The sequence below is a fragment of the Faecalibacterium sp. An192 genome, assembly GCF_002160175.1.
Lineage (GTDB): Bacteria > Bacillota > Clostridia > Oscillospirales > Ruminococcaceae > Faecalibacterium.
In genome coordinates, this window is sequence record NZ_NFKB01000004.1 from 65,144 (window position 1) to 81,150 (window position 16,007).

Below are 16,007 nucleotides of genomic sequence, written 5' to 3' on the forward strand. Positions count from 1 at the left end.
GCGTTTAGGTGAAATCCAAAAACGCCGGATCAATGTACTTTTCTACGGTAGCTCGGATGTAATCGTAGTTGAAGTCGCTGTAGTTGGCTCGTACGCCGTGGGCATTGGCCAACTCAGGGGTATAATCCCGATAGAGGTAGGTGCGGACCTCGGATTTGCTGGGCCCGTAGTGGGTGACGGTGGGGTGAAGCTTGGGGTCCAGCAGTTCCAGGGTGACGGTGCCGTCGGGATCGGTGGTCTTTTGGAACCGCAGGGTGAGGATGGTGCCGATCAGCTGGTCTTTTTTGCTCTGGGTGCTGAGGAAGTTGCCCAGAGAGTAGGCCACAAAGACCGGGCGTCCGTCGGCTGCAGTCCGCCACTCTGCATTCTGCACCACATGGGGATGGGTGCCTACCACTACATCAGCGCCCCAGTCTGCCAGCTGCTGAGCCAGAGTCTGCTGCGCCTCGGTGACGGTGTGGCTGTCCTCGACACCCCAGTGGGTGCCTACCACCACAAAGTCTGCCAGCTCGGCAGCCTTTTTGACCTGCTGCTCAATAACATCGGTCTGGTTGGTGTAGATGATGTTGGCCTCCATGGAATCCTTGCGGGGGATGCCGTTGGTGTGCTCTGTGTAGGACAGATAGGCGATGGTAATGCCGTTCACCGTGTGCACCGGGATGTAGCCATAGTCCGCCTCGCCCCGCCACAGACCGGTGGTCACCACATCATCCGGCATGGACGCCCAAAACCGGAGGGTTGCGGCAATGCCGCTGGTGCCTTTGTCATAGGTGTGGTTGTTGGAGAGGCTGAACACCCGAATGCCTGCCCGGTACAGTGCCCGGGCACAGTCGCCCGGAGTGGAGAAGCAGGGATACGTGGAGGGTTCCAGCTCATCGGTGCAGAGAGTTTCCTGGTTGATCCAGTTCACATCGCAGCCGCTGTAGAAGGGGACCAGGTTCTGGTAGCAGTAGTCGAAGCTGTACTGCGCATCGCCCACCGCCCGCTCAGCGGCTTGCTGATAGATTTTTGCGTGGATCAGGTTGTCGCCTGTGGCGGAGAAGTCCACCGTCTGCACCACGGGCTGGGGCTCGGGTTCCGGCTCTGGCTCCGGAGGCAGAATGCTGGATGCTTCCGGTTCGGTCGTGGTGGGGGCATCCGACTGAAAGCCGCCGAATCCGAAACAGAATCCCAAAGCCGCCAGGAGGGCTACCAGGACACACCAATAGGGAAGGCGGCTGCGGGAAGATGATGCGGAGTGAGGGGCGTGCTGCCCCTCGGAAGGTCTGGAAGAATGATTGCTCATGGTCTTGTTCTCCTGCCGGAAAAGCTTCCGGCTTGCGCGGCTGAAGCCGCCGGGCCATCAGCGCTCAGAGATCAGATCGCTCATATTGTACAGGCCCGGCTCCTTCTTGGCCAGGTAGATCGCCGCATTGATGGCGCCGTTGGCAAACACGCTGCGGGAATAGGCGGTGTGCTTGAGGGTGATGACTTCGTCCGGCCCACAGAACAGCACCTCGTGATCGCCCACGATGCTGCCGCCGCGCACCGAGCTGATCCCGATTTCCATGGGATCGCGTTTGGCCCGCACCGACGAGCGGTCGTAGACATAGTGATAGGCGCCGTTGTTCTCCTCGTTGACGGCGTCGGCCAGCATCAGCGCGGTGCCGCTGGGAGCGTCCAGCTTGTTGTGATGATGCTGCTCAATGATTTCCACGTCGTAAGCGCTGCCCAGGATGGCGGATGCCCGCTTGCACAGCTCGGCCAGCAGATTGATGCCCAGGGACATATTGGCGCTCTTAAAGACGGGGACGCTGCGGGACAGCTGAACAATCTTCAGGTTCAGTTCATCCGACATGCCGGTGGTGCACAGAACGATGGGCACCTTGTGGGCCTCGCAGTAGGGGAGAATCTTCTCCACCGCAGCGGGGGAACTGAAGTCGATGATGACATCGCCGCGGCCGGCCAGATCTTCGGGATTGCTGACCACAGGGATGCCGTTCTGCTCGCCGGCGTGCAGGTCGATGCCCGCCACCACGCGGCAGTCCTCTCGCTGGGCAATCATATCGCAGAGGACATGGCCCATCCGGCCGCCGATGCCTTGAATGACAATATCCGTCATATTTCGTGATTCCTTTCTGTTTGATGAGGCAAATGCCCGGGACTCCATAGACTCTCCGGGCATTTGCTGTGTTTGTTATGACAGCAGACCATGCTCACGCAGAGCCTGCTCAATCTTGACTTTCTGAGCATCGCCGGGCTCCACCAGGGGCAGACGGCATGCGCCGGCCTCCCAGCCCAGCAGGTTCATGGCGTACTTGACCGGGATGGGGTTGACGTCACAGAACATGGCGTCGCACAGAGACAGAATCTCCAGCTGGAGGCGGCGGGCCTTGTCGGTATCGCCGTCGAACCAGGCCTGGCAGCAATCGTGCACCAGCGTGGGGGCCACATTGGACACAACGCTGATGACGCCCTTGCCGCCCAGAGACAGCAGAGGCAGGACCTGATCGTCGTTGCCCGAGTAGATGTTCAAAGAATCACCGCAGAGGGCGGCAATCTGGGCTACCTGAGAGATGTTGCCCGATGCTTCCTTGATGCCGTTGATGAGAGGATGCTCGCTGAGCTTCTTGGCGGTCTCCGGCTTGATGTTGACACCGGTGCGGGAAGGCACGTTGTAGACAATCACCGGAATGCCGCCGGCCTCTGCCATGGCGGTGAAGTGGGCCACCAGGCCGGCCTGGCTGGTCTTGTTATAATAAGGGGTGACCATCAGCAGGGCATCTGCGCCGCAGGCGGCGGCCCCGGCTGCCAGTGCGCAGCCGTGAGCGGTATCATTGGAGCCTGCGCCTGCAATCACAGGCACACGATGGGCCACGGTATCCACCGTGAACTTGATGGCAGACAGCTGCTCCTGATCGATGAGGGTGGAGCATTCGCCGGTGGTGCCGCAGATTACAATGGCGTCGGTGCCGCGGGCAATCTGATCCTCCAGAATCTGCCCCAGCACCTCAAAGTTGATGCTGCCGTCCTGGTGCATGGGTGTAATGATGGCCACACCCGCACCTGTAAAAACAGGCTTCTTCATCATAACAAGACTCTCCTTTTGCAGTTATGAAAAATGAATTTGCATTTAGTCGAGATAGCCCTTGGCGGCCAGCAGCTCGGCCAGCAGCACACCGCCGCCGGCAGCACCGCGCAGGGTGTTGTGGCTCATGCAGGCGAACTTGTAATCGAAGAGGGTATCCTCACGCAGGCGGCCGATGCAGACAGCCATACCGTGCTCGGTGTCGCGGTCCAGCTTGGGCTGGGGACGGTCGTTCTCCTCGAAGTAGTGCAGGAACTGCTTGGGTGCGCTGGGCAGGTTGAGCTCCTGAGCGGGGCCGCGGAAGTTCTTCCATGCCTCCAGGATCTGCTCCTTGGTGGGCTTCTTCTCAAAGCTGACAAAGACTGCGGCGGTGTGGCCGTCCGAGACGGGCACACGGAAGCACTGGGCGGTGATGACAGGCTTTTCGGCGTTGACGATCCGGTCGCCCTCAATGTGGCCCCACAGCTTGAGGGGCTCCTGCTCGCTCTTTTCCTCCTCGCCGCCAATGTAGGGGATCACGTTGTCGATGATCTCCGGCATCCGGTCGAAGGTTTTGCCGGCGCCCGAAATGGCCTGATAGGTGCAGACCAGCGCCTTGCTGACGCCGAAGTCCTTCATCAGGGGATGGAAGGCGGGCACATAGCTCTGCAGGCTGCAGTTGGACTTGACAGCGATGAAGCCGCGCTTGGTGCCCAGACGCTTGCGCTGGGCGGGAATGATCTCGATGTGGTCGGCGTTGATCTCAGGCACCACCATGGGCACGTCGGGGGTGCCGCGGTTGGCGCTGTTGTTGGAGACCACAGGGCACTCGGCCTTGGCGTAGGCCTCCTCCAGTGCCTTGATCTCGTTCTTGGGCATGTTGACGGCACAGAAGATAAAGTCCACCTGGCTGGCGATTTTCTCAACTTCCGAGGCGTCCTGGACGACCATCTTCTTGACGCTTTCGGGCATGGGGCAGGTCATGGCCCAGCGGCTGCCCACGGCGTCCTCATAGGTTTTGCCCGCGCTGCGGTCGGATGCCGCTACAACGGTCAATTTGAACCAGGGATGATTCTCCAGCAGCGTCACAAACCGCTGGCCGACCATGCCGGTGGCACCAACGATGCCTACCTTATAAGACTGCTTATTCATTTCCAAGCACCTTTCCTTTCAAACCCGGATCGAAATTTTGCTTCATTTGCCGAATTAGATGCCTCGGCGGCTTGCAAACCGGATTGTGTTGCAATATAATAAAGACCAGTTGTATAAAACTTATGATATCATTGATACGGCTTCCGTGTCAACCCACTGGAAAGGCGAATACATCCCATGTTGAAAAAAGATTTTTGGTACGATTTACCCAAAGAGCTCATTGCCCAGGAGCCTGTCAGTCCCCGGGACGCAGCCCGGCTGCTGGTTCTCCACCGGGACAATGACGCCATGGAGCACCGTATATTCCATGACCTCCCGGATTATCTTATGCCGGGGGACTTGCTGGTCGTGAACAATTCCAAGGTTCTTCCGGCCCGAATCGTGGGCGTAAAGCAGCCCACCGGCGCAGTTTGTGAGCTTTTGCTCCTGCGCCAGGTCAAGGGAGATCAGTGGGAGTGCCTGGCAAAACCCGGCAAGCGGATGCACCCCGGCAACGTCATCACCTTTGGAGACGGCACCCTGACGGCCACGGTGGACGAGACCATGGAGGACGGCAACAAGCTGGTTACCTTCCACTATGACACCGAGACCCTCTACGAAAAACTGGACGAATTTGGCAAGATGCCTCTGCCGCCCTATATCACCAAGCAGCTGGAGGACCAGAGCCAGTACCAGACTGTCTATGCCAAGGAACTGGGCAGCGCGGCGGCTCCCACCGCCGGCCTGCACTTCACCCCGGAGCTGATGGATGCTCTCCGCGCCAAGGGGGTAGGCATTGCCGAGGTAACCCTGCACGTGGGCCTGGGGACTTTCCGCCCCGTTCAGGAGGATGAAATCACCGACCACAAGATGCACAGTGAATGGTACTCCATCAGCGAGGAGACCGCCCGCCGGATTCAGGAGACCAAAGCCGCCGGGCATCGGGTGATTGCGGTGGGCACCACCAGCTGCCGCACTCTGGAGGCGGTGGCCGCCAAATATGGCGAGATCAAGCCCTGCAGCGGCAACACCAGTATTTTCCTGTACCCGGGTGTGGAGTTTCACTGCATTGACGGCCTCATCACCAATTTCCATCTGCCCGAGAGCACCCTCATCATGCTGGTGTCGGCCTTCTATGGCTACGACAAGACCATGGCTGCCTACAAGGTGGCTGTGGAGGAGAAGTACCGCTTCTTCTCCTTTGGTGACGCCATGCTGATTCTCTAATTTAGTCCATCCTTGACCCGGACGCCGATGCGCCCGGGTTTTTGTTTTGCTCAGAGATCCTTCAGCAGGGCTGGGTCAATGGTGCGATTCTGGAAATAGTAGGTCCGGTCGTGTTCGCCGATCTCACGCACGACGCGGCAGGGCGTGCCTACCGCAAGAACGTTGGCGGGCAGGTCCTTGGTGACCACGCTGCCTGCGCCCACAACGGTGTTGTCCCCGATAGTGACCCCAGGCAGAACGATGACCCCGGCGCCCAGCCAGCAGTTTCGGCCGATGCGGACCGGGGCATTATACTGATAACTCTTTTCCCGCAGCTGGGGGAGAATGGGATGCCCGGCGGTGGCCAGTATCACGTTGGGAGCCAGCATGGTGTAGTCGCCCACATAAATATGGGTGTCGTCCACCAGAGTCAGGTTGAAGTTGGCGTAGACATTCCGGCCAAAGTGGACATGGCGCCCGCCAAAGTTGGCGTGGAGCGGCGGCTCGATGTAGCAGTCCTCGCCGATTTCGGCGAACATCTCCCGCAGCATGGCGGTGCGCTTCTCCATTTCGGTGGGACGGGTCTGATTGAAGTCGTAGAGCTTATCCAGACAGGCGGTCTGCTCTTTGACAATGTCGGGGTCGCCCGGCAGATACAAGTCGGTGGTGTGCATCTTTTCACGTTCAGTCATTGGATGTGCCCTCCCTGTTGTGTGGCGTTTGTACGGCTCTATTATAAGAGAAAGGCGGCGGATTTGCCAGCCCTTTTTCATGGTAAAACAGGGGCATCATCCAAATGGGAAAAACATGCAAAAATGCCGGCTCTGCAGTTGAAAAAAAGCCGCGCAGAAGGTATAATATTTCAGTATGCATCTGATGCAGCACTGCCTGCAGGAGCGCGCAGCTGTTCTCTGCGCATAAGAAAGGAATTACAACACATGGCATCACTCACCACATTCCGTCTCTTGAAACAAGAGCACGCCGCCCGGCGGGGCGAGTTCCGCACCGTTCACGGCACCGTTCAGACCCCCGCTTTCCAGAACGTAGCCACGGCCGGCGCCATCAAGGGCGGCCTGTCCGCCCATGATCTGAAACAGATCGGCGCACAGGTCATGCTCTGCAACACCTACCACCTGCATCTGCGTCCGGGGGACCAGCTGGTGGCCGATCTGGGCGGCCTGCACAAGTTCACCCGCTGGAACGGCCCCATCCTGACCGACAGCGGCGGATTCCAGGTGTTCAGCCTGGCCAAGCTTCGCAAGATCACCGAGGAAGGCGTCACCTTTGCCTCCCATCTGGACGGCCACCGGATCTTCATGGGTCCGGAGGAGAGCATGCGGATTCAGGCCAATCTGGGCTCCACCATCGCCATGGCCTTTGATGAGTGTGTCGAGAATCCGGCCCAGCACTCCTACTCCAAGGCCAGCTGCGACCGGACCGTCCGCTGGCTGGCCCGCTGCCAGGCCGAGATGGCCCGCCTCAAGCACGAAGGCAAGGCGGTCAATCCGGACCAGCTTCTGTTCGGCATCAACCAGGGCTGCACCTTCCCGGATCTGCGGGTGGAGCACATGAAGCAGATCGCCGACATGAACCTGGACGGCTACGCCATCGGCGGCCTGGCTGTGGGTGAACCGGCTGAGGTGATGTACGACATCATCAGCAAGGTGGAGCCCTATATGCCCAAGGACAAAATCCGCTACCTGATGGGAGTGGGTACCCCTGGCAACATCATTGAGGCGGTCTCCCGCGGCGTGGATCTGTTTGACTGCGTGATGCCCAGCCGCAACGCCCGTCACGGCCATCTGAACACCTGGGGCGGCATCATCAACATCAAGAACGCCAAATACGAGCGGGACGAGCGCCCCATCGACCCGGCCTGCGGCTGCCCGGCCTGCCGGAATTATTCCCGCGCCTATATCCGCCACCTGTTCAAGGCGGAGGAACTGCTGGGCATGCGTCTGGCTGTCATGCACAACCTCTGGTTCTACAATCACCTGATGGAACGCATCCGGGATGAGCTGGACGCCGGCACCTTTACCCAGTTCCACGACAAGTATGTCAAGCTGCTGGATACCCGTATCTAAAAGAGCTGGTGCTTTTTTGCACGATTTGCGCTTTTGGCCTTGCATCCAGACGTATAAACCGGTATAATAACGATAAACGAAATTCGAGAGGAGAATTTTACAATGACCGGCACAGAAAGCTATCTCAGCTTGTTTTTTACCCTCGCACTGATGGTGGTTCTGCTCTACTTCATGATCTACCGTCCCCAGAAGAAGCAGGAGAAGAAGGACGCCGCCATGCGCAACAGCCTTGAGATTGGTGATCAGGTGACCACCATCGGCGGTGTCATTGGCCGCGTTGTTGCCATCAAGGACGACACCTTCGTCCTGGAGACCGGCAGCGACCGCGTCAAGATTCGCTTCACCAAGACCGCCATCGGCTCGGTGGAAAAGCTGAACATGGACAACGCTCCCGCCACTTCCTCCAAGAAATAAGTTCCCAAGCATATCCAGCGCGCCTTCCTGCATAGAGTAGTGCAGGGAGGCGCGTTTTTATGTCTGGAAATACCATTCGTTTGTCTGCACCCATTCATTTGGTGGCTGCTTTTGCGGTGGGCTGCGCGGCCGCCGTCGGCTGCGGGGCGGCGTTTGCATCGCTGATGGTGGCACGCGGCCTGGGGCTGTCCGCAGCCGGCCCACTGGCTACAGCGGCCATCTGCGCAGGGAGTTTTCTGGGCAGCTGGCTGCTGGCTCTGCTTCAAAAAAGCCGGGGACTGCTCTGGGGCGGAATGCTGGGCATTCTGTATGCCGTGACTTTGCTGGGACTTCAGCTGTCCAACGACAGCACACCCGATGCGGAACAGCTGGTGCGGCTGGGGCTTCTGGTTTTGATGGGGGCTCTGGGCGGTTATGCAGGAATGCTTTGCACCGGGAAGAAACGTCATCACTGAACGCAGCTGTACACAGAGAAAACTCCGGGGCCGGTCCAATCGGCCGGCTTCGGACGGGAGGACAAGTTGTATGTGGGTCTATCGGGAATCAGCCGAAAAATCGCTCGCCATACCGGCTCAGGTGGAATCTTCTGCCTCCACGCCGCAGAAGCCCCAAACAATGGAGCCTGTGCCTGAAAAAAGTTCGCATCCGGTGGCGGACTTGCCCCGCCGGGCAGAACGTCCCGCCGGGATGCGGGGCAAAAAACTTTCCCGGGACTGCGTCGCCCTGGCGGCGTCGTATCTCTTTGGCGCACTGATGTCGGGGGTGGTCCTGGGACTCAGCCGCAGCGGCGAACTGGATGCGCTGTCGGTCTATCTGGATAACTGGTCGGGACTTTTCACGCTGGACGAGCCAAAGGCAGTCTGGACACTGTTTGGGGCAGAATATTTGACCGTGGCCGGGGGCGCGACCATTTTGCTGATGCTGGGTCTGTCCGCCATCGGCCCGGTGATGATTTACCTCTTTGCCATGCTTTTTGGGATGGGAATGGGAGTCATTGAGCTGCGCCTGTTCTTGGAATCGGGATGGCAGAGCGCTTTGTTTGGCCTGTTTATCACAGGAATTCCCACCGCTGCCGCCGTGACTTGCCTATGTCTGTTCGGTGCATCGGCGCTTGGGGTCAGCGGCCGGCTGCAGCGCGCCGCCTTTGGAAGAAAGAACCTTGCGGCGGGGTCCGGCGCGCGGCGTCTGCTGGGCCAGTATCTGGTTTTGAATGTTTTGTTTGTGCCGATTTGCGGTGTATCGACAGCCTTGGTCTGCCTGGCTCATCAAGTGGGAAATCGCCTGGCCGGCTGAGCTTGCAGGTCTGCCCATGCCGTGGTATTATAACGTAAAAAGAGTCAGGAGAAGTTGCAAGATGAAAGAGCCCAAACTGAAAACCGTCTATGTCTGCTCCAACTGCGGTGAGACAAGCCCCCGCTGGATGGGCCGATGCCCCAGCTGCGGCAGCTGGAATACCATGAGCGAAGATGTCATTGCAGAGGCGCCCAAAGCGGGCAGCGGAGCGGCCAAGGCCGCGCCCCGCCAGGAAGGGGTCACCACCCTGACCGCCAAGCGCCTTTCGGAGATCAGCACCACCGAGGAGAAAAGCCGGATCGTCACTGGCATCACCGAGCTGGACCGGGTGCTGGGCGGCGGCATCGTGCTGGGCGGAGTGGTTCTGCTGAGCGGTGAGCCGGGCGTGGGCAAATCCACTATGCTGCTCCAGCTCTGCGGGGCGATTTCGGACCGGTATACGGTTCTGTATATCACCGGCGAGGAATCGGTCCGGCAGGTGAAGCTCCGCGCCGCCCGGCTGAACATTGCCCAGGACAACATCTATCTGGCGGCGGAAAACGACGTGGATGAAATCTGCGGTCTGATTGAAAAGGAAAAACCGGATCTGGTGGTGATTGACTCCATCCAGACCATGCGGTGCGTGGACATCTCTTCTTCGTCGGGTACCGTCAGCCAGGTCAAAGAGAGTACCGCCCGTCTGCTGGCGGTGGCCAAAAAGCAGGAAATCCCCATGTTCCTGGTGGGCCACGTCAACAAGGACGGCGCCATTGCCGGACCCAAGGTCATGGAACACATTGTGGATACGGTTCTCTATTTTGAAGGGGACAAGATGCTGCCGTATCGCATTCTGCGGGCGGCCAAAAACCGCTATGGTTCCACCAATGAGCTGGGTATGTTCGATATGACCGGCAAGGGACTGACCGAGATCGCCAATCCCTCTCAGATGCTTCTGGAAGGGCGGCCTTTGGGTGTGTCGGGAAACTGTGTGGCCTGTACCATGGAAGGCACCCGGCCTATCCTGAGTGAAATTCAGGCATTGGCAGCAAAAACCACATTCCCGTCGCCCCGGCGGGCCTGCACCGGTTACGACTACAACCGCATCAATCTGCTTCTGGCTGTGCTGGAACGGCGGGCAGGGTATTTCTTCGGGAATCTGGATGTCTATATCAATATCGTGGGCGGAATTGCCCTGCGGGATACCTCCTGTGACCTGGCGGTCTGCTTGAGCCTGATTTCGTCTCTGCTGGATAAGCCGGTCAGCGATAAGCTGATCGCCATTGGCGAAGTGGGCCTCGGCGGCGAGGTGCGCAGTGTGCCCAATCTGGAACAGCGCCTGCATGAGGCGGAGCGTATCGGATTTGAACAGGCAGTGATCCCGAGACACAGCCTGCGGCACCTCAGCCCCGCCGATTATCCGGGCCTGAAACTGATCGGCGCGGCCTATGTATCCGATGCCATTGCAGCGCTGAATATCGGCCAGGGGTGACCCGCGAAACGAGATACCGGAACAGAATGGAGAAACGATGTGGAAGTATTAATCGGCACCACCAACCCATCCAAAGTGGAACGGTTTAAAGCTCTGCTCAGCGGCTGTGACATTACGTTTTATACCTTGCGGGATTTGCAGATCGACCAAGAACCTGAGGAGATAGGGAATACTCCAGAGGAAAACGCCATCCTCAAGGCGAAGTTTTATGGAGCCTACTTTGATTGTGTCATTTGCAACGATGCAGGATTATACTTTGATGGGCTTCCTTTGGATGATCCGCGTCAGCCGGGACTCCATGTCCGGACGCCCGGCGGGGTCCATCGTCTGAACGACGAGGAGATGATCACCCATTATGCAGATTTGGTTCACGCGCTGGGAGGAAAGGTCCTGGCCTGTTATCTGGACGGAATTGCTGTTTATAACAGGGGAAAGATCGAGTCATTCATGGGAAGCAGCGAAGACGTAAAAGACTCCGCTTTCTATATGGTAGATTGTCCTTCTTCCAAACGGCAGCCTGGATGGCCATTGGACTCTCTGTCTCTGGACTGCCGGACCATGCGCTATTTCGTAGACGATGAGGATGAAGACCTGTCCGGCGACAGCGTCATTGTCGGGGAATATCGCAGACGGGTGGTTGCCTTTTTGAAGAAAGCCCTTGCACTCTAAAGCGTGAGCTCTTTTATGAGGGCGAATACATAGAAACACGAGGACGGTTATGTCGATTTATTTGGACGAGAAAAATCCATCCAAGCACAAACCCTTTCAGGATGCCTCGCAGGATATCGTGGATTACGTGCGGTATCTGGAGGTAATTGCAGGCAAAAGCCCCAACACGGCCTTCAATTACTATTGCGACCTGCGAAATTTCAGCAAATTCATGAAGCAGAGGAAAGGCCTTGTATCAGAGGATGCGCCTGTGCAGGAGATTGACCCCAAAGGACTGGATACCGCTTTTTGGGGCAGTGTCACCAAGGAAGATATATATGAGTATCTCTATTATCTGAACCAGACCTGCGGCAACAAGAAATCTTCCACTGCCCGGCGGCTGGCCAGTCTTCATGGGTTTTATGATTTTATGGTCAACCACGCCAGCCGTCTGGAAAACGATCCCACCGCAGCAGTCAGCCCTCCGAAACTGGATAAGGTTCTGCCCAAGTATCTGACCGCAGAACAGGCGCGGGATCTTCTGGAAGCCACCCGAACTCTCAGCGATTTCCCGGAACGGGATTACTGCATGACGGTTTTGTTCCTGAACTGCGGAATGCGTTTGTCGGAGCTGGTGGGGATGAATATGGAGGACATCGATTTGGCCGGGCGTCAGATCCGCCTCTTTGGCAAGGGGCATAAGGAGCGGATGGTTTATCTGAACGACGCCTGCATCGATGCGCTGGATCTCTATCTGCAAAAGAGGGGAGCGGTTGAGGGACTTTCGCCCAAAGAACCGGCCGTCTTCATCACCCGGCGGCGCAAAGACCGCATCTCCAACCGGCGGGTGGAACAGCTGATTACCGGCGCCATGAAAGCGGCGGGACTGAAGGGGTACTCAACCCATAAGCTGCGCCATACTGCTGCCACCCTGATGTATCAGACCGGCATGGTGGATGTTTTGACCCTGAAAGAGCTTTTGGGCCACAGCAATGTGGGCACCACCCAGATCTATACCCATCTGCAGGACGCACAGGTGCGTGCTGCCATTGAAGCCAACCCGCTGGGGGCTGTGAAGAACCCCAAATCTGCCGAAGCACTGAAAACAGAAGTCCCCCAAGAGGAAACTGGTATCCAGGAAGAAATGCAGCCAACAGGGGAGTGGACAGGGGAGGCGCTGCCCGAGATTCTCCCATCTATGACAGAGGATTTTAAGGAGGAAACAGACGACCCGGACAAGCAGCAGTAAGAAAAACCGGTTTGAACAGACCTCTGTTCCATGGCGTTGACAGAAGGACAGAGGCCTGTTATAATGCAGTCGACGATTAACGATTAAGCTAAAAGTTAATCGTTCACTGCGATGTGGTTGACATTCAAGGAGGTAAACGAAAATGGAACTGCAACCTGTACCAGTCGGCAACGTTGTCGGCATGATGTTTTCGCTGATGGCGGCTTTTGGCCTGCCGATCGGTCTTTTCATCTACCTGTGGCGCAAAAAAAAGGCGGCTTTCTTTAGTTTTGGTACTGGCCTGCTGGTGTTCGTGATCTTTGCGCTGACGCTGGAAAGCATGGTTCATTCGATGGTTTTCCAGGCGACCGGAGACCTGATCACCGGTAATCCTTTTCTCTATGCGCTGTATGGAGCCCTGATGGCGGCAGCCTTTGAGGAAACCGGGCGGTACCTGGGCATGAAATTTGTCATGCGGAACTATCTCACCAAAGAAAATGCGCTGATGTATGGTGTGGGCCATGGAGGAATTGAAGCGATCCTCCTGCTGGGCCTGGCATCCATCAACAACCTGGTCAACTCCACCATGATCAACAGCGGCTCCATGAACGGCATTCTGGAAGGTCTGGATGAAGCGTCCCGCCAGACGGCCATTCAGGGACTGTCTGCACTCTGGGAGACGCCGGCTTTGCTCTTTTTTGCCGCTGGGTTTGAGCGGATTGTGGCGGTCTTTTTGCAGATTGCGCTGTCGGTTTTGATCTATCGTGCTGTCAAGGAAAAGAATGGCCGGTGGTATTGGGCCGCCTTTGGAGCACATTTCGTGGTGGATTTTGCAGCGGTTTTGCTGTCGAATGTTTCCATCGCACTGACGGAAATTGTAGTTGCTGCAATGACCGCCGCTGTGGTCTGGTACGTCCGCAAGGCATATCTTGAACTGAAGGTATAAAATTCCTTGAGAATGGAAAGGAACTCCTATGAAGTCCATTTGTGGTTCGGACTGCTGTGAAGCCTGTCCAAGAAAAACGGATTGCGGCGGCTGTCAGGAGACAGGCGGCCATCCCTTCGGTGGTGTTTGCGTCGCAGCAAAATGCATTCAGGATTCGGGCTTTGAGGCTTATCAGGCTTTGAAACAGTCTCTGATTCAGGAGATTCAGATGCTGGAGATTCCCGGCTTGGCTGTGAAGGATCTGTATTTGCTGAATGGGGTTTATGTCAATCTGGCGTATCCGCTGCCGAATGGGGAAACTGTCAAGCTGCTGACAGACCAGAATATCTATTTCGGAAATCAGGTTGAAATCCCGGGCAGCAACCGCTGTTATGGGGTGGTTGCTGATGAAAAATACCTTCTGGTGTCTGAATATGGCCCCAACGGTTCAGATCCAGAGATTCTTTGCTATCGAAAAAGATGACGATGTACCGGTTGAAAGGCGGATGATACAATGAAGAATACCCATACCTGTCCCAAATGCGGCAGCCATGAGATTGTCCGCGTTCCAGGCAAAGCGGGCGCTTATGGTTCCGGGAATTACATTCCACTGGGCTTGTCGATTTTTTCGACGGCGCCGGTCCATCGCTATGTTTGCTGCACCTGCGGCTTTATTGAAGAATGGATTGACCCGGAAGATTTGGATCGGGTTAAAGAGAAATTCTGAGCCTAGGGTCTGAAGGTTTGAATGTTGACGACTTGATGATGGATAGAAAAAATGACGGTATCAAATTTAAAATCTGTTCTTCCTTGTGATGTACACAAGGCGTGGAGCGTTGTGACAACAGCAAGCGAATATCCAAGGTGGCGGACTGATCTAAGCCGCGTGCAAATCCTTGGCCCGGAAGCTTTTCTGGAATACACAGCAAACGGATATGTCACAAAATTCACAATCGTAAGGGCAAAACCGGGGCAGCTTTGGGAACTGGAGATGGACAACACCAATCTGCATGGCCGCTGGGTTGGAAGATTCCGGCAGCGAGGTTTGGCGACGGTGGTGGACTTCACAGAGTACGTATCGGTGAAGAAGGTCTGGATGAAGCCGTTTGTAAAAGGATACCTGAAAAAGCAGCAGGCTCAGTTTATAACCGATTTGCGCAGAGCAATTTGCAGCGAATGAAATGAAAAGAATCATTCATGATGCATTGCATACCGTGATGAACCGAGTGTACTGAATGAAAAACAGATGGCCGGCTTGCTTGAAACTGATCTGACCATAAAAAGAACCACGCAGACTCCAGAGCAAAATCTGGAGTCTGTTTTTATTTAAAAAATCATAAAATGAGCATATTTTGGAAAAATGCAATTTGGACCAGTTTGAACCGGTCCGGACGGCTGGCGGCGGCCAAAACCGGCCGAAAGACCCAAAAGCGGCTTAAAAGGGCTTTTTCGCTTCCCTGTTTTTCGTATAACCTACATTATACGAAATTTATATACAGGCAAAAAGGGCTCTTCTCTCTTGGGTTCTTTTGAGCCGATTTAGCATTTCCGGCTGTTTTCGTCCAGAACGCCAGCCAACAAAAAACGCACCCCTCACCTGTGCCCCGCACAGATTTTGGGATGCGTTTCAAAAACCTTATTCTATGATAAGGATGCAGGTTTGAACTGGACTGCCATCAATCCAGATCACAAATGGCTCCGTAACACTCAGGCCGGCGGTCCCGGAACAAGCCCCATTCCAGACGGGCCTGCCGAATGGCCGCAAAGTCATAGCTCGCAGTCAGGACGGCGTCTTCGTCCCGGCCGGCCTGCTGAATGACAGCTCCCGTCTCATCCGTCAAGAAGCTGGTACCGTAAAACCGCAGTGCGCTCTGCTGGCCACCATTTTCCCTGCAAGGCGTGACCACTTCGGTTCCATAGCGGTTTGCCGCAGCGACCGGCATAATGTTGGCTGCCGAATGTCCCTGCATGGTCCGCTGCCAGTGACCGGCACTGTCCACATCCAGGATGGGTTCACTGCCGATTGCTGTTGGATACAAGATGATGTCGGCCCCGGCCAGAGCCAGGCAGCGGGCTGTCTCCGGGAACCACTGATCCCAGCAGATGCCCACGCCTACCCGGCCATACTGTGTATCGAACACCTGAAAATCGGTGTTTCCGGGGGTAAAATAAAATTTCTCCTGATAATAGTGGTCGTCCGGGATGTGGGTCTTTCGATAAATACCCAGGATGCTGCCGTCTGCGTCCAGCATGGCGATGCTGTTGAACAGGCGTGTGCCGTCCTTTTCGTAAAAGCTGATGGGCATCACCAGCTCCAGTTCACGGCACACCTCAGAAAAACGCTGAATCGCCGGATTTTCTTCCATGGGCAGCGCATAATCGTAGTACTCATAGCGGCGCTCCTGGCAGAAGTAGGGCCGCTCGAACAATTCGGGCAGCAGAACAATCTGTGCCCCTTTGGCGGCGGCCTGGCGCACCAGTTCCTCGGCGTGTGCGATGTTCTGGGCCGGGTCGGCGCAGCAGGTCATCTGAATGGCCGCAACAGTGGTCTGTGGCATGGATAT

18 protein-coding genes are annotated in these 16,007 nt (G+C 56.6%); 12 read left to right on the forward strand and 6 right to left on the reverse strand.

The features are described from left to right. Positions 1–4 precede the first annotated feature (4 nt). From B5F27_RS02460 to asd, 4 genes are all read right to left on the reverse strand, one after another. Complete coding sequence (locus B5F27_RS02460; RefSeq protein ID WP_087364440.1) at positions 5–1,285, reverse strand: CapA family protein; 1,281 nt, start codon at positions 1,283–1,285, stop codon at positions 5–7. A 57-nt stretch (positions 1,286–1,342) separates the two neighbouring features. Beyond that, positions 1,343–2,101: a 4-hydroxy-tetrahydrodipicolinate reductase gene (gene dapB / locus B5F27_RS02465; RefSeq protein WP_087364441.1), complete on the reverse strand. Its 759-nt coding sequence runs from the start codon at positions 2,099–2,101 to the stop codon at positions 1,343–1,345. A gap of 75 nt (positions 2,102–2,176) precedes the next feature. Then, complete coding sequence (gene dapA / locus B5F27_RS02470; RefSeq protein WP_087364521.1) at positions 2,177–3,067, reverse strand: 4-hydroxy-tetrahydrodipicolinate synthase; 891 nt, start codon at positions 3,065–3,067, stop codon at positions 2,177–2,179. A 45-nt stretch (positions 3,068–3,112) separates the two neighbouring features. Next, the gene (asd, locus tag B5F27_RS02475) at positions 3,113–4,198 is read right to left on the reverse strand and encodes an aspartate-semialdehyde dehydrogenase (protein ID WP_087364443.1); all 1,086 of its coding nucleotides are present in this window, start codon (positions 4,196–4,198) and stop codon (positions 3,113–3,115) included. A 177-nt stretch (positions 4,199–4,375) separates the two neighbouring features. Between asd and queA the strand changes: the two genes are divergently transcribed. After that, complete coding sequence (gene queA / locus B5F27_RS02480) at positions 4,376–5,404, forward strand: tRNA preQ1(34) S-adenosylmethionine ribosyltransferase-isomerase QueA (RefSeq protein ID WP_087245717.1); 1,029 nt, start codon at positions 4,376–4,378, stop codon at positions 5,402–5,404. A gap of 50 nt (positions 5,405–5,454) precedes the next feature. Here queA and B5F27_RS02485 read toward each other — a convergent pair whose 3' ends face one another. Continuing rightward, a complete protein-coding gene (locus B5F27_RS02485; RefSeq protein WP_087364445.1) occupies positions 5,455–6,075 on the reverse strand; it encodes a sugar O-acetyltransferase in 621 nt (206 codons plus the stop codon). A 246-nt stretch (positions 6,076–6,321) separates the two neighbouring features. On the opposite strand from B5F27_RS02485, the gene tgt reads away from it, so the two are divergent. The 11 genes from tgt to B5F27_RS02540 all read left to right on the forward strand — a co-directional run bounded on the left by tgt (position 6,322) and on the right by B5F27_RS02540 (position 14,623). Further along, positions 6,322–7,467 carry a tRNA guanosine(34) transglycosylase Tgt gene (gene tgt, locus B5F27_RS02490; RefSeq protein WP_087364447.1) on the forward strand — a complete coding sequence of 382 codons (1,146 nt, stop codon included), beginning with the start codon at positions 6,322–6,324 and terminating at the stop codon, positions 7,465–7,467. A gap of 102 nt (positions 7,468–7,569) precedes the next feature. Further along, on the forward strand, positions 7,570–7,881 hold the full coding sequence (gene yajC / locus B5F27_RS02495; RefSeq protein WP_087245711.1) for a preprotein translocase subunit YajC: 312 nt from the start codon (positions 7,570–7,572) through the stop codon (positions 7,879–7,881). Positions 7,882–7,940: 59 nt separating this feature from the next. Continuing rightward, positions 7,941–8,336, forward strand: a complete 396-nt coding sequence (locus B5F27_RS02500; protein ID WP_087364449.1) for a TIGR04086 family membrane protein — start codon at positions 7,941–7,943, stop codon at positions 8,334–8,336. A gap of 160 nt (positions 8,337–8,496) precedes the next feature. Next, a complete protein-coding gene (locus tag B5F27_RS02505) occupies positions 8,497–9,174 on the forward strand; it encodes a hypothetical protein (protein WP_144066470.1) in 678 nt (225 codons plus the stop codon). 61 nt (positions 9,175–9,235) lie between these two features. Then, positions 9,236–10,642, forward strand: coding sequence for a DNA repair protein RadA (gene radA, locus B5F27_RS02510; protein WP_087364452.1), 1,407 nt, complete (start codon positions 9,236–9,238; stop codon positions 10,640–10,642). Between the two features lie 39 nt (positions 10,643–10,681). Then, a complete protein-coding gene (locus B5F27_RS02515) occupies positions 10,682–11,311 on the forward strand; it encodes a non-canonical purine NTP pyrophosphatase (RefSeq protein WP_087364454.1) in 630 nt (209 codons plus the stop codon). Positions 11,312–11,360: 49 nt separating this feature from the next. After that, a complete protein-coding gene (locus B5F27_RS02520; RefSeq protein ID WP_087245701.1) occupies positions 11,361–12,539 on the forward strand; it encodes a tyrosine-type recombinase/integrase in 1,179 nt (392 codons plus the stop codon). Positions 12,540–12,681: 142 nt separating this feature from the next. After that, the gene (locus B5F27_RS02525) at positions 12,682–13,464 is read left to right on the forward strand and encodes a YhfC family glutamic-type intramembrane protease (protein WP_087364456.1); all 783 of its coding nucleotides are present in this window, start codon (positions 12,682–12,684) and stop codon (positions 13,462–13,464) included. Positions 13,465–13,492: 28 nt separating this feature from the next. Then, entirely contained in the window at positions 13,493–13,927 is a 435-nt protein-coding gene (locus tag B5F27_RS02530) for a hypothetical protein (protein ID WP_087364458.1), read from the forward strand. 30 nt (positions 13,928–13,957) lie between these two features. Next, on the forward strand, positions 13,958–14,170 hold the full coding sequence (locus B5F27_RS02535; RefSeq protein WP_087364460.1) for a hypothetical protein: 213 nt from the start codon (positions 13,958–13,960) through the stop codon (positions 14,168–14,170). A gap of 51 nt (positions 14,171–14,221) precedes the next feature. After that, entirely contained in the window at positions 14,222–14,623 is a 402-nt protein-coding gene (locus B5F27_RS02540) for an SRPBCC family protein (RefSeq protein WP_087364462.1), read from the forward strand. Between the two features lie 496 nt (positions 14,624–15,119). Here B5F27_RS02540 and aguB read toward each other — a convergent pair whose 3' ends face one another. Next, positions 15,120–16,001: an N-carbamoylputrescine amidase gene (gene aguB / locus B5F27_RS02545; protein WP_087364464.1), complete on the reverse strand. Its 882-nt coding sequence runs from the start codon at positions 15,999–16,001 to the stop codon at positions 15,120–15,122. Positions 16,002–16,007 lie beyond the last annotated feature (6 nt).

Excerpts from the sequence above, each read along its gene's own strand:
- B5F27_RS02500 (WP_087364449.1), top strand. The coding sequence starts at position 7,941 with ATGTCTGGAAATACCATTCGTTTGTCTGCACCCATTCATTTGGTGGCT.
- B5F27_RS02525 (WP_087364456.1), top strand. The coding sequence starts at position 12,682 with ATGGAACTGCAACCTGTACCAGTCGGCAACGTTGTCGGCATGATGTTT.
- B5F27_RS02530 (WP_087364458.1), top strand. The coding sequence starts at position 13,493 with ATGAAGTCCATTTGTGGTTCGGACTGCTGTGAAGCCTGTCCAAGAAAA.
- aguB (WP_087364464.1), bottom strand. The coding sequence starts at position 16,001 with ATGCCACAGACCACTGTTGCGGCCATTCAGATGACCTGCTGCGCCGAC.
- yajC (WP_087245711.1), top strand. The coding sequence starts at position 7,570 with ATGACCGGCACAGAAAGCTATCTCAGCTTGTTTTTTACCCTCGCACTG.
- B5F27_RS02460 (WP_087364440.1), bottom strand. The coding sequence starts at position 1,285 with ATGAGCAATCATTCTTCCAGACCTTCCGAGGGGCAGCACGCCCCTCAC.
- dapB (WP_087364441.1), bottom strand. The coding sequence starts at position 2,101 with ATGACGGATATTGTCATTCAAGGCATCGGCGGCCGGATGGGCCATGTC.
- asd (WP_087364443.1), bottom strand. The coding sequence starts at position 4,198 with ATGAATAAGCAGTCTTATAAGGTAGGCATCGTTGGTGCCACCGGCATG.
- dapA (WP_087364521.1), bottom strand. The coding sequence starts at position 3,067 with ATGAAGAAGCCTGTTTTTACAGGTGCGGGTGTGGCCATCATTACACCC.
- B5F27_RS02520 (WP_087245701.1), top strand. The coding sequence starts at position 11,361 with ATGTCGATTTATTTGGACGAGAAAAATCCATCCAAGCACAAACCCTTT.
- B5F27_RS02485 (WP_087364445.1), bottom strand. The coding sequence starts at position 6,075 with ATGACTGAACGTGAAAAGATGCACACCACCGACTTGTATCTGCCGGGC.
- B5F27_RS02535 (WP_087364460.1), top strand. The coding sequence starts at position 13,958 with ATGAAGAATACCCATACCTGTCCCAAATGCGGCAGCCATGAGATTGTC.
- B5F27_RS02505 (WP_144066470.1), top strand. The coding sequence starts at position 8,497 with ATGGAGCCTGTGCCTGAAAAAAGTTCGCATCCGGTGGCGGACTTGCCC.
- queA (WP_087245717.1), top strand. The coding sequence starts at position 4,376 with ATGTTGAAAAAAGATTTTTGGTACGATTTACCCAAAGAGCTCATTGCC.
- B5F27_RS02540 (WP_087364462.1), top strand. The coding sequence starts at position 14,222 with ATGACGGTATCAAATTTAAAATCTGTTCTTCCTTGTGATGTACACAAG.
- tgt (WP_087364447.1), top strand. The coding sequence starts at position 6,322 with ATGGCATCACTCACCACATTCCGTCTCTTGAAACAAGAGCACGCCGCC.
- radA (WP_087364452.1), top strand. The coding sequence starts at position 9,236 with ATGAAAGAGCCCAAACTGAAAACCGTCTATGTCTGCTCCAACTGCGGT.